This is a genomic window from Plantactinospora sp. CNZ320 (assembly GCF_002846275.1).
In genome coordinates this window covers 3313624-3326040 of sequence record NZ_PJMP01000001.1, presented here as the reverse complement: position 1 = coordinate 3326040, position 12417 = coordinate 3313624, and the positions used below count along the sequence as shown (strand labels likewise).

The following is a 12417-nucleotide window of genomic DNA, read 5'->3' as shown; positions in this document are numbered from 1 at the left end:
GCTCAGCCGGTACCCCGGCCCCGCCACTGGGTGAGCGCGATCCCGTGCCCGTCCGGGTCCCGGAACGCGGCGGCCCAGAGTTCGAGCTTGGCCCCCCGGTTGACCGCTCGGGGCGCATAGGTGAATTTGACGCCCTTGGCGAGGAGTTCCTCGTAGACCGCGGTCACGTCGTTCACCTCGAGGTTGAGGTGGACCAGTCGTCGGTTGATCGGCGCCACCTCGCGGATCGCCCGTAGCACCAGCCGGGTCGCGCCGGAGGCGAGGATGGCGTTGCCCTCGCCGCCGTCGATCTCGAAGAAGCCGAGCAGGTCCCGGTAGAACGCGATGGACCGTTCGAGGTCGGTGACGAGCAGGGTGATCCCGACCCCGGCGATCGGCCCGGATCCGCCGAGCCGGGCCGGTGGCTGGGTGGCGATCAGGTCGGCCAGGATCGCCTCGTCGTCGGCGTCGACTGCCGGGTCGGCGAGCGCCGCCCCACCGGCTCGCGGGTCCCGGTCCAGATCGCGGTCCAGATCGCGGTCCAGGTCCACCAGGTCCAGGTCCACCAGGTCCTGGTCCAGATCGCGGTCCAGGTCGGATGCGGGGGCGGGATCGTCCAGCGGGATGTCGATCTCGTCGTGCGGGCTGTCTGCCGGGCCGGTGGGTCGGGAGCCGGGGCGGTACGCGGCGGCGCCCGACCAGGCTGCGCCCGACCTGGCTGCGCCGGTCGCGGCGGCTTCCGCCGTCGCCGAAGACTCCGGGGTCACCGTAGACGTCTGGGCCGCTGAGGACGGCTGGGGCATTGAGGCTTCCGGGGTTGCCGGGTCCGGCCCGGGGAACTCCAGGTCCGGGTCGGCCGGTACGGCACCGGTCGTCGGGCTGCCGCCGGACCGGGCCTCCGGAATCGGCGGCCCACCGGTCCGCCCGGTGTCGTCGGCGGCCGGGTCACCGCTGCCGGCTCCCGTCGGTGGGCCACCTGCCCCCGGCGTCGGGGCGTCAGGCCCGGTCGGCCGAGCGTCATACCCGGTCGGTGGAGCGTCGGGCCCGGTCGGGTACGGCGCCGGTGGCGCGTCGGAGACCGGTCCGGCGGCGGCCGGGGCCGGGCCGGGTCGGGGCCGGCGGTTCCGGCCGCCCGGACCCGGGGTCGGCCGGGAACGGCGGGGCAGTGGCGCGGTGGAGGGCGGCTCGACCAGGGTGCCCTCCAGCACTATGGTTCCGCCGGGGGTCTGCCGCATCACCACCGGCTCCTCGCGGGGCGTGGCCCGGTCGTCCCGGAGCGGCTCCAGGTCGTTGCGGAGCGGGGCGAGGTCGTCCTCGGTCAGGTCATCGGTGACCGGCGTGCCGCCGGGCGGTGCGGCGGCGTACGGGTCGTCCGGACCACCCCGTGCCCACGGCGGCGCCTCCTGGCCGATCAGGATGTCGTCGTCGACCGGGTCGAAGTCGTGGAACTCCGGCGGCAGGTCGCTGCCGGCCGCCGCCTCGGCATGGGTCAACACCTCGTCCCAGAGGATCCGGACGTGCCGCTGGTCGTCGATCGCCACCATGATCGGCAGGGTGGCGCCGGGATCCGGCCACTTCGACACAGGTACCCGGGGATCACGGATCCGTACCGACCGGCCCGGCACCCCCGGCGCGTCGATCACGATCTGGAGTTCGCAGCGGCCGAAGGTCGACGAGGCAGGTGGCTCGGTGACGCTGTGCACGTGCCCGATGCCGGTCACCCAGGCCCGGGGACCGCTGCGCACGGCGGTGACCGCGACGAGCGCGATGGCCAGGGCGAGCAGCGCCACCCCGAGTACGGCGATCGCCCAACTGCGCATCCCGAAGCCGAACAGGATGACGAAGGTGGCGAAGGTGCCCAGCACAGCGGCGACCAGTTTGCGCACCGGCGCGACCGGGCGGCGACGACCATCTGCCACAGTGGACCTCCCTGGTTAAGGCCAGGCTAGGCCGGATCTGGCGGGAATGGAACGACCCAGGGCCGGTACGCGGTCCTCGTCACCGGATCAGTCCGGTCGTACGCCGGGCCGGCATACGCTGGCCGTGCCCAGCTCTTTGGCCGTACCGAGGGGTCTTCCGTGGTCAGCAGCGGTTCCACCGAGCGTACCTTCGTGTTGATCAAGCCTGACGCGGTACGGCGCCGGCTGGTCAGCGAGATCCTCGGCCGGTTCGAGCGCAAGGGCCTCGGCATCGACGCCATGGCGCTGCGCCGGATGGACGACCGGCTCGCCGACCTGCACTACGCCGAGCACGTGGGCCAGCCGTTCTATCCGGCGCTGCGGGAGTTCGTCACCTCCGGGCCGCTGGTCGCGCTGGTGCTCTCCGGCTCCGGCGCGGTCGAGATGGTCCGTGGCCTGGTCGGCGCGACCGACGGGCGGCGGGCGGTCCCGGGCACGATCCGGGGTGATCTTGCCTGCTCGTCCCGGGAGAACCTGGTGCACGCGGCCGACTCGGTCTCCACCGCCCGCCGGGAGATCGCGCTCTGGTTTCCCGAGCTGGCCTGACCGGCCGGCAACCCGAGCGAATCCGGGGGTTGTCGCGCCGTGGCGGGCGGCCCGGTCAGGTCAGGTTGGGGTGGGGGCCGGGGCCGGTCAGGGGGCCGGCCCGGCGGCGTTGCCCGGCACGGCGGCACGGTGCGGCAGCGGGGCGCCCCGGGCGGGGATATCCGGTGGGAGCCGATCCGGCGGTCGAGTATCGTTGGCAGGTACAGGCGTCGACCCGGCCATCACCGGCGAGCCTCCGGAAGAACAGGTGGAGACACCCCAGTAGAACCGGACGGGACCGGCCCGTCACAGCCGGCCAACGAGCGGGTGGTCGAACACCGACCGCCAAGCGGGGTGGTACCGCGGGCCCACGGCCGCGCCGGCTTCCGGCGTACCAGGGCTCGTCCTCGCAGACCACGGTCAGTGAGCTGCGACGAGGAGAGCGACCCGCGATGGCGTACCCGAAGAACGCCCCCGCCGGCACGGGCGTGCCGGCCAGTCCCGAGCTGCCGGCGGTCGAGCAGCGCGTGCTCGACCACTGGGCGGCCGACAAGACCTTCGAGAGCAGCGTCGAGGCCCGCGACGCCGGGCCGAACGGCGCCAACGAGTACGTCTTCTACGACGGCCCGCCGTTCGCCAACGGCCTGCCGCACTACGGCCACCTGCTGACCGGCTACGTCAAGGACCTGGTGCCGAGATACCAGACGATGCGCGGCCGGCGGGTGGAGCGGCGCTTCGGCTGGGACTGCCACGGCCTGCCGGCCGAGGTGGAGGCGGAGAAGCAGCTCGGCATCACCACCAAGGCGGAGATCCTCGACCTCGGCGTCGGGCGGTTCAACGACGCCTGCCGGACCTCGGTGCTGGCCTACACCCGGGACTGGGAGCGGTACGTCAACCGGCAGGCCCGCTGGGTCGACTTCGGCAACGACTACAAGACGCTCGACCTCAGCTACATGGAGAGCGTCATGTGGGCGTTCAGGCAGCTCCACGACAAGGGGCTGGTCTACGAGGGGTTCAGCGTGCTGGCGTACTGCTGGCGCTGCGAGACGCCGCTGTCGAACACCGAGACCCGGATGGACGACGTCTACCGGGACCGGCACGACCCGACCCTCACCGTCTGGTTCGAGCTGACCCCGGACGAGTCCGCCCCGGAGCCGCTGCGCGGGCCGGTCCGGGTCGGCGTCTGGACCACCACGCCGTGGACGCTGCCGTCCAACCTGGCGCTCGCGGTCGGCCCGGATATCGAGTACGCGGTGCTGGAGCGGGACGGCCAGCGCTACGTCGTCGGCGCCGCCCGCCTCGGGGCGTACGCGAAGGAGCTGGACGGCTACACCCAGGTCGGCACGGTGTACGGCCGGGACCTGGTCGGCCGCCGCTACACCCCGCTCTACGACTTCCTGGTCTCGCAGGGCGGGCCGAACGCCTACCAGGTGCTCGGCGCGGAGTTCGTCACCACCGAGGACGGTACCGGGGTGGTGCACCTGGCCCCGGCCTTCGGCGAGGACGACCAGAAGGCCTGCAACGCGGCCGGTATCCCGACCGTGGTGACCGTGGACGACCACACCCGGTTCACCGCGCTGGTCCCGCCGTACCAGGGCGAGCAGGTCTTCGACGTGAACAAGTCGGTGATCCGGGAGCTGAAGGAGCGCGGGGTGGTGCTCCGGCAGGACACCTACACGCACGCGTACCCGCACTGCTGGCGCTGCGACACCCCGCTGGTCTACAAGGCGGTCTCCTCCTGGTTCGTGGCCGTCACCAAGGTCAAGGACCGGATGCTGGAGCTGAACCAGCAGATCAACTGGACGCCGGGGCACGTCAAGGACGGCTCGTTCGGCAAGTGGCTGGCGAACGCCCGGGACTGGTCGATCAGCCGGAACCGGTTCTGGGGCTCGCCGATCCCGGTCTGGAAGTCGGACGACCCGCAGTATCCCCGGGTCGACGTCTACGGCTCGCTCGCCGAGCTGGAGGTCGACTTCGGGGTCAAGGTCACCGACCTGCACCGGCCGATGATCGACGAGCTGACCCGGCCCAACCCGGACGACCCGACCGGGCGCTCCACGATGCGCCGGGTGCCGGAGGTGCTGGACTGCTGGTTCGAGTCCGGGTCGATGCCGTTCGCCCAGGTGCACTACCCGTTCGAGAACCGGGAGTGGTTCGAGCACCACTACCCGGGCGACTTCATCGTCGAGTACGTCCCGCAGGTGCGCGGCTGGTTCTACACCATGCACGTACTGGCGACCGCGCTCTTCGACCGGCCGGCGTTCCGCAACGCCGTGGTGCACGGCATCGTGCTCGGCTCGGACGGGCGCAAGATGTCCAAGAGCCTGCGCAACTATCCGGACGTCTACGAGATGTTCGACAGCTACGGCTCGGACGCGATGCGCTGGACCCTGATGTCCTCGCCGGTGCTGCGCGGCGGCGACGTGGTGGTAAGCGAAACGACGATCCGGGACTCGGTACGCCAGGTGCTGCTGCCGTACTGGAACGTCTGGTACTTCTTCTCGCTCTACGCGAACGCGGAGGGGTACCAGGCCAAGCGGCGGACCGACGCCGAGCCGACTGGCGACGGCGGGGCCGCCGCGGCGAACCTGCTCGACCGGTACGTGCTGGCCAAGACCCGGGAACTGGTCGAGACGGTGCAGGCACAGCTCGACGTCTACGACATCTCCGGCGCCTGCGGCACGGTCCGGTCGTACCTGGACGCGCTGACCAACTGGTACGTCCGGCGGTCCCGGGACCGGTTCTGGTCCGGTGACCGGGACGCCTTCGACACCCTCTACACGGTGCTGGAGACGGTCAGCCGGGTGCTGGCCCCGCTGGCCCCGCTCACCGCCGAGGAGGTCTGGCGCGGGCTGACCGGGGAGCGGTCGGTGCACCTGGCCGACTGGCCGGACGCCGCCGAGTTCCCGGCCGACCACGAGCTGGTCGCCGCGATGGACGCCACCCGGGCGGTCGCCTCGGCGGCGCTGTCGCTGCGCAAGGCGAAGGGGCTGCGGGTCCGACTGCCGCTGTCGTCGCTGACCGTGGCCAGCCCGGCTGCGGCCACCCTGCGGCCCTTCGCCGACCTGGTCGCCGACGAGGTGAACGTCAAGGCGGTCACCTTCAGCGACGAGCTGGCCAGCTACTGCCAGCAGGTGCTCACGGTGGTGCCCCGGGCACTCGGACCCCGGGTCGGCAAGCAGGTGCAGGCCGTGATCAAGGCGGTCAAGGCCGGCGACTGGGCGCTGGTGGACGGGGTACCTGAGGCAGCCGGGGTACGGCTGGAGGACGGTGAGTACGAGCTGAAGCTGGTACCCGCCGACGCCGAGCACTCCGCACCGCTGCCCGGTGGGGAGGGCGTGGTGGTGCTGGACACCAACGTCACCCCGGAACTCGCCGCCGAGGGGCTGGCCCGGGACGTCGTACGGGTGGTGCAGCAGGCCCGCCGCGACGCCGGGCTGGACGTGTCGGACCGGATCGAGGTGCTGGTCGCCGCTTCGCCGGAGGTCGTCTCGGCGGTCGAGGCGTACCGGGACTTCGTGTCCCGGGAGGTGCTGGCCGACTCCGTCGGCTTCGCCGAGCGGGTCGACGGCTTCGCCGGTGAGGTAGGCGAGGGTGACCGGGTGACGGTGGCGGTACGCCGCCGCTGAGCGGTCCCGCGCGCTGAGCGGTCCGACAGCGTCGCGAGGAGCGTTGCCGGGTGCCGCCCGACCGGTCCGGGCAGGTGATCGAGACGGTCACCTACGCGGACCGGTCGGGCGTCGGTTAACGTGACAGCGCCCCACTACCTTGACCGACGGAGGTCCCGTGCCGCTGCTCTACACCATCGGCCAGTACACCGTCGGCACCGCGATGCGGGTTGCCTGGCGTCCGACCGTGGAGGGTCTGGAAAACGTCCCCGCGACCGGCGGCGCGATCTTCGCGGGCAACCACCTCTCGGTCGCCGACGAGTTGTTCCTCGGCTCGGTGGTGCCCCGGCACCTCGCCTTCTGGGCCAAGGCCGAGTATTTCACCGGTACCGGGCTGCGCGGCTGGATCACCCGGTCGGTGATCAGCGGGCTCGGCGCGATCCGGGTGGAACGGGCCGGCGGCCGAGCCGCACTCTCGGCCTTCGACGGGGCGATTCCGGTGCTGCGTGCCGGTGACCTGGTGGCGATCTATCCGGAGGGCACCCGGTCGCCGGACGGCCGGCTCTACCGGGGGCGTACCGGGGTGGCCCGGCTGGCACTCGCCGCCGAGGTGCCGGTGATCCCGGTCGGGATGATCGGCACCGAACGGGTCCAGCCGATCGGGGCCCGACTGCCCCGGTTGGGTACCGGCAAGGTGACCGTCCGGTTCGGCAAGCCGATGGAGTTCGTCGGCCGCCCGACGGACCGGACCTCGCTGCGGCAGATCACCGACGAGATCATGGCGGAGATCCAGAAGCTGACCGGGCAGGAATACGTGCCCCGGTACGCGCCGGCCCGCAACACGGCGGAGAACGGCGGCTCCTAGTGCCTCGTCTTTGCAGGTTGATGGGGTGATCGTTTAGGTGTGGGGCGGTGATCCGTCATTTGGATCACGGTTTAAAGCCGTGAGCGATCGGCGGCGGAGCCGGGGTGGTCGGCGCGGAGACTGTCGAGCTGGGTGCACAAGCGGGGCACGGAAGTCGGGGTTGCCGACGGCGTGCCGCGGTTCGGGTCGACCGCCGGGCGGGCCCGGGGGTTCGGGCAGCCCGGGAGGGTGGGCACACAAGCGGGGCAGCTCGACAGTCTCCCCGGCGCATATCCCCACCCCGCACCCGACCCGACGCCAGATCGCCGACCCAGAGATACCTGGCGGCACCGGATCACCCGACCAACCTGCAAAGACGAGGCACTAGACCGTAGTTCCTGGAACCGCGGCTCGTCGACCGCCAGCCACCGCCGCTGTCCTCGGCCCAGCAGTGCTGCGGGCCGGCCGGTTCAGCCGGTGCTGGAGTTGCCGCCGCCGGAGCCGACCGGGTCTCGCACGATGATGTTCTCCCGCAGCGTGGTCAGCAACTCGGAGCTGTCCGCGATCGACAGTCGGGTGAACAGCGCGGTGGCCAGGCTGCCGTGGTCCGCCCAGGTGCAGATCACCACCTCGTCACCGTCGACCCGGCCGGTGCCGCAACTGCGGTACTCGCCGCGCACGCCGGTCGGCACCGACTCGACCGAGGAGACCCCGTACTCGTCCTGGAGCCGGGTGACCTCCTCCTGCACCGCCGACTCCGGGCTGAGCCGGAAGCCGGTGCTGCCGAAGATGACCACCTCCTTGCCGTTCGAGGCCCGGTACACCCCGGCGAACGCTTCTCCGCTGTTGAACCAGTTGCGCCCCTGGACCTCCTGCTTCAACCGCTCGGCGGTCTGCCGGCCGGACGCGTTGTCCAGCAGTCGCAGGTCGAGTACCTCGGCGGGCAGCGGATCCCTGGGCGACGCCGGGTACTGGTCCCAGACCGGCTTGGCGTAGTACGCCGGGATGCCGCAGCAGCAGACGATGCTGAGCACGGTGAGCGTGAACATCACCCCGGGCCAGCGGCGCCGTCGGCGTACCGGCGGAATGGGGGCGGGCGGCGCCTTGCGCAGCGGCGGCGCCTCCGGCCGACGCCGTTGTTTCGCCGGTCGCGGCGGGGCGACCGGTGGCGGTGGTGGTGGCGGCTTCCGTGGCGCTGGCGCTGGCGCTGGCGCGGCCGGCGGTCGGGCGGCCCGGGCCGGCGGCGGCGCCGCGTGCGGCGGTGGCGGCGGTGCCGTGCGAGGTGACGGTGCCGTGCGTTGTGGTGGTGTCGCGCGCTGTGGTGTCGTGCGCGGTGGCGGCGGTGGGCCGGTCGGCGCGGGGAAGCGCCGGGTCACCGGCAACTGCCGGGCCGGGGGTGGGCTGACCGGCGCGTCGAAGTCGACCGGTGGGTGACCCGGCGCGGGTGGGTGGCCGGCGACCGGCGGGTACGGCGGGTGCGCGGCCCACGGATCGTCGGCGGCATCCGCCCAGGGGTCGACCGGGGTGGGAATCTCGTCCTCGTCCGCCTCGACCGCCGGCATCCGCAGGGTCGGGTCGGGCGGTCGGGTCCGCACCGTCGGTGCCGCCGCCGCGCCGTCCGGATGCTCGCCGTCGGCCCCTTCGGCGTCGCCCCGGAACCAGCGACGCTTGCGCGGCCCGGGCGGTGGTACGGCCGCCGAGCCGGTCCAGCGCGGCGCAGCGATCCGGGTGGGAGCCGGCCCGTCGCCCTTCGGCGGTGACGTCGCCAGCGGCGTACCCGACTCGGCCGGCTCGGGGTCGGCGGCGGTCGGGGACGGCGCCTGATCGACCGGGGACGGTGGTGGTGCGTCGACGGCGGGGGCCGACCCCTCGCGCACGTCGCGTTCGGTCGGGTCGGGGCGCGATTCCCCGGTTGTCGGACTTCCGGTGGTGGCGGCTGGGCGCACCGGTTCTCCGGCCGGGTTGGCTGGGTGCTGCGTGGGGCGGGTCGGCCGGTCCAGGTCGTCGTCGGCGTCTGCGGCCTCGGCGGACCGGTCGGCGGACCAGTTGTCGGCCTCCGCCTCGGCGGATCCGTCCGGTCCTGTCGGGACGTCCACGGCCGTGTCGGTCGGCTCGCCGGCCCGGCGCTCCTGCTGGTCAGCGGCTCGGTCGTCCCGCTCGTCGTCGGTCCGGTCACCCCGCTCGTCGTCGGTCCGGTCGTCCGGCTCGTGGCCGGTCCGGCCGTCGTGCTCGTCGTCGCCCGGTACGGGCCGGTCGCCAGACGCCACGGGCGCCGAACCGTCGGCCGGGGGCGGCCCGGCCGGCGTGGCTCGGCCCGCCGGTACGGTCTCCTCCGGCTGGGGCTGGGACATTGTGCGGATCTCCTCTCGCGCCCGTCCGAGGTTAGTACCGTCCGACCAATCGGTCGTTGCACGCCGGATGGTACGAGCCGTCGGCGACGGTGGGGAAATCCCCGGCGAGCGGGCGTACGGGGAGCTTTCCGCGCAAACGCCGCACCAGCCAGGGCGCGGGGACTACGCGCCGGAGCGACAGGGATGGCGCGTACCCTGAATGGTTGGTGTTCCAGCGTGATGTCCCGGGAGGTTCCATGAGCGCCGCGTCGTCCGCCGCGGAAAGGCCAGCGGCGATGACGGTCTGGCCGCAGCTTGAGCAACTGCTGCCCCAGGTCAGCAAGCCGATCCAGTACGTCGGCGGCGAGCTGGGCGCTGTTGTGAAGGACTGGGAGCCGGCGGTCGTCCGTTGGGCGCTGATGTATCCGGACGCGTACGAGGTGGGCCTACCGAACCAGGGCGTGCAGATCCTCTACGAGGTGCTCAACGAGCTGCCGGACGTACTGGCCGAGCGGACGTACGCGGTCTGGCCCGACCTGGAGCGGCTGATGCGGGCGCACGGCGTGCCGCAGTTCACCGTCGAGGCGCACCGGCCGGTCGGCGCCTTCGACCTCTTCGGGATCTCGTTCGCCACCGAGCTCGGCTACACCAACCTGCTCACCGCGATCGACCTGGCCGGCATCCCGCTGCTCTCCGCCGACCGCACCGACGCGCACCCGGTGATCGTGGCCGGCGGGCACGCCGCGTTCAACCCGGAGCCGATCGCCGACTTCATCGACGCGGCGGTGCTCGGCGACGGCGAGGAAGCCGTACTGGAGATCACCGAGATCGTCCGGGCCTGGAAGGAGGAGGGCAGCCCCGGCGGGCGGGACGAGCTGCTGCTCCGGCTGGCCCGGACCGAGAGCGTCTACGTGCCGCGCTTCTACGACGTCGACTACCTGCCCGACGGCCGGATCCAGCGGGTCGTGCCGAACCGGGCGGACGTGCCGTTCCGGGTACACAAGCGCACGACGATGGACCTGGACGCCTGGCCGTACCCGAAGAAGCCGATCGTGCCGCTCGCCGAGACCGTGCACGAGCGGTACGCGGTGGAGATCTTCCGGGGCTGTACCCGAGGCTGCCGGTTCTGCCAGGCGGGCATGATCACCCGGCCGGTACGGGAGCGTTCGATCACCACGGTCGGGCAGATGGTGCGCGACGGCCTGGAGTACTCCGGCTTCCACGAGGTGGGGCTGCTGTCGCTCTCGTCGGCCGACCACTCGGAGATCGGCGACATGTGCTCCGGCCTGGCCCAGCAGTACGAGGGCACAAACGTCTCGCTCTCGCTGCCCTCCACCCGGGTGGACGCCTTCAACATCGAGCTGGCCCAGGAGCTGTCCCGCAACGGCCGGCGTACCGGGCTCACCTTCGCCCCGGAGGGCGGTTCGGAGCGGATCCGTAAGGTGATCAACAAGATGGTGTCGGAGGAGGACCTCATCCGCACCGTGGTCACCGCCTACACCAACGGGTGGCGGCAGGTGAAGCTCTACTTCATGTGCGGGCTTCCGACCGAGGAGGACTCCGACGTCCTGCAGATCGCCCGGCTCGCGCACGAGGTGATCAAGGCGGGTCGGGCGGCCACCGGCTCAAAGGACATCCGCTGCACCGTGTCGATCGGCGGGTTCGTGCCCAAGCCGCACACCCCGTTCCAGTGGGCGCCGATGGAGCGCCCCGAGGTGATCGACAACCGGCTCCGGCTGCTCAAGCAGGCGATCAACTCCGACCGGTCGCTGGGCCGGGCGATCGGCTACCGCTACCACGACGGTGAGCCGTCGCTGATCGAGGGCTTGCTCAGCCGGGGCGACCGGCGGGTCGGTGCGGTCATCCGGCGGGTCTGGGAGAACGGCGGCCGGTTCGACGGCTGGAGCGAGCACTTCTCCTACCAGCGCTGGGTCGACGCCGCCGCCGAGGTGCTGCCGGCCTTCGGGGTCGACCTCGACTGGTACACCGTCCGGGAGCGGGAGCAGACCGAGGTGCTGCCCTGGGACCACCTCGACTCCGGGCTGGACAAGGACTGGCTCTGGCAGGACTGGCAGGACGCCCTCACCGAGTACGAGCAGGACGACTGCCGGTGGACCCCGTGCTTCGACTGCGGCGTATGCCCGTCGATGGACACCGAGATCCAGATCGGCCCGACCGGCAGGAAGCTGCTGCCGCTGACGCCGGTCAACGCCGGCCTGCGGCTGCCGGCCGGCGCCGGACACTGACCTCGACCGTTCCGCCCGGACGCTGTCGGCTCCGGGGGAGCGGTCACACCCCGACCATCCGTACCCGAGGAGCGGCACGATCAGCAGAAAACCACAGCCGGAGGGCGGCCAGGCGCCGGTCGTACAGCGGATCCGAATCAGGTACGCCAAACGTGGCCCCCTGCGGTTCACCTCGCACCGGGACTTCGCCCGGGCCTTCGAGCGCGCGTTGCGCCGGGCCGGCGTACCGGTGGCTTTCTCACAGGGTTTCACCCCGCACCCGAAGATCTCCTACGCCAGCGCGGCCCCGACCGGGGTGGCCAGCGAGGCGGAGTACCTGGAGATCGGGCTCCAGCGGCCGGTCGATCCGATGGAGTTGCGGATCGCCCTGGACGGCGTGCTCTCGCCCGGACTCGACGTGCTGGACGCGGTGGTGGCCACCGGCGGCAGCCTCGCCGACCGGATCGACGCGTCCCGCTGGCGGATCGAATTGCCCGGCGTCGAGCCGGATGTCCTTCGCGCCGCCGTGTCGACCTTTCTGGCCGCCTCCGAGGTGCTGGTCGAGCGGATGACCAAGCAGGGACGACGCGTCTTCGACACCCGCGCCGCCGTGACAGTCGTCGATGTGATCGAGGGGACCGAGGCACCTTCCGGGGTCGCGGGCGTACCGTGTGCGATACTCGAAGTGGTCGTACGGCAGGTCACCCCGTCCGTGCGACCCGATGACGTCCTTTCCGGCCTCCGCGTGGTGGCCGACCTGGAGCCGCCGGTGCCGCCGAGGGCGACCCGGCTGGCACAGGGCACGCTGACCGCGCAGGGGGAGATCGTGGATCCGTTGGAGGCGGATCGCGACGGGACCGCCATCGGCGAACGCCAGCCGGAAGCCCGGCCGGCGGTCAGGTAGGCAGACTTCGGCGACCCGGTCACCTTGACGCGTCACCGGAAATA

At 72.2% G+C, this 12417-nt stretch carries 7 protein-coding genes and 1 pseudogene; 5 read left to right on the top strand and 3 right to left on the bottom strand.

Going from position 1 to position 12417, the window contains the following annotated elements:
• Positions 1–2: 2 nt before the first annotated feature.
• Both CLT71_RS38010 and CLT71_RS38005 read right to left on the bottom strand, forming a co-directional pair.
• Positions 3–782 (bottom strand): VOC family protein, encoded by a 780-nt coding sequence (locus CLT71_RS38010; RefSeq protein ID WP_101371449.1) that lies wholly within the window; start codon positions 780–782, stop codon positions 3–5.
• A gap of 336 nt (positions 783–1118) precedes the next feature.
• Positions 1119–1898: pseudogene (locus CLT71_RS38005) on the bottom strand (glyoxalase/bleomycin resistance/dioxygenase family protein); the annotation flags it as partial.
• 159 nt (positions 1899–2057) lie between these two features.
• On the opposite strand from CLT71_RS38005, the gene ndk reads away from it, so the two are divergent.
• The 3 genes from ndk to CLT71_RS14505 all read left to right on the top strand — a co-directional run bounded on the left by ndk (position 2058) and on the right by CLT71_RS14505 (position 6935).
• Entirely contained in the window at positions 2058–2483 is a 426-nt protein-coding gene (gene ndk / locus CLT71_RS14515; protein WP_101367575.1) for a nucleoside-diphosphate kinase, read from the top strand.
• 431 nt (positions 2484–2914) lie between these two features.
• Positions 2915–6091 carry an isoleucine--tRNA ligase gene (gene ileS / locus CLT71_RS14510; protein ID WP_101367574.1) on the top strand — a complete coding sequence of 1059 codons (3177 nt, stop codon included), beginning with the start codon at positions 2915–2917 and terminating at the stop codon, positions 6089–6091.
• Between the two features lie 157 nt (positions 6092–6248).
• Positions 6249–6935 carry a lysophospholipid acyltransferase family protein gene (locus CLT71_RS14505; RefSeq protein ID WP_101371448.1) on the top strand — a complete coding sequence of 229 codons (687 nt, stop codon included), beginning with the start codon at positions 6249–6251 and terminating at the stop codon, positions 6933–6935.
• 449 nt (positions 6936–7384) lie between these two features.
• On the opposite strand, the gene CLT71_RS14500 is transcribed toward CLT71_RS14505, so the two are convergent.
• Positions 7385–9265: a hypothetical protein gene (locus CLT71_RS14500; RefSeq protein WP_101367573.1), complete on the bottom strand. Its 1881-nt coding sequence runs from the start codon at positions 9263–9265 to the stop codon at positions 7385–7387.
• 236 nt (positions 9266–9501) lie between these two features.
• Here CLT71_RS14500 and CLT71_RS14495 point away from each other — a divergent pair, with 236 nt between their 5' ends.
• Complete coding sequence (locus CLT71_RS14495) at positions 9502–11490, top strand: TIGR03960 family B12-binding radical SAM protein (protein WP_101367572.1); 1989 nt, start codon at positions 9502–9504, stop codon at positions 11488–11490.
• Positions 11491–11626: 136 nt separating this feature from the next.
• Positions 11627–12373: a TIGR03936 family radical SAM-associated protein gene (locus CLT71_RS14490; protein WP_101367571.1), complete on the top strand. Its 747-nt coding sequence runs from the start codon at positions 11627–11629 to the stop codon at positions 12371–12373.
• The last annotated feature ends 44 nt before the right edge of the window (positions 12374–12417 follow it).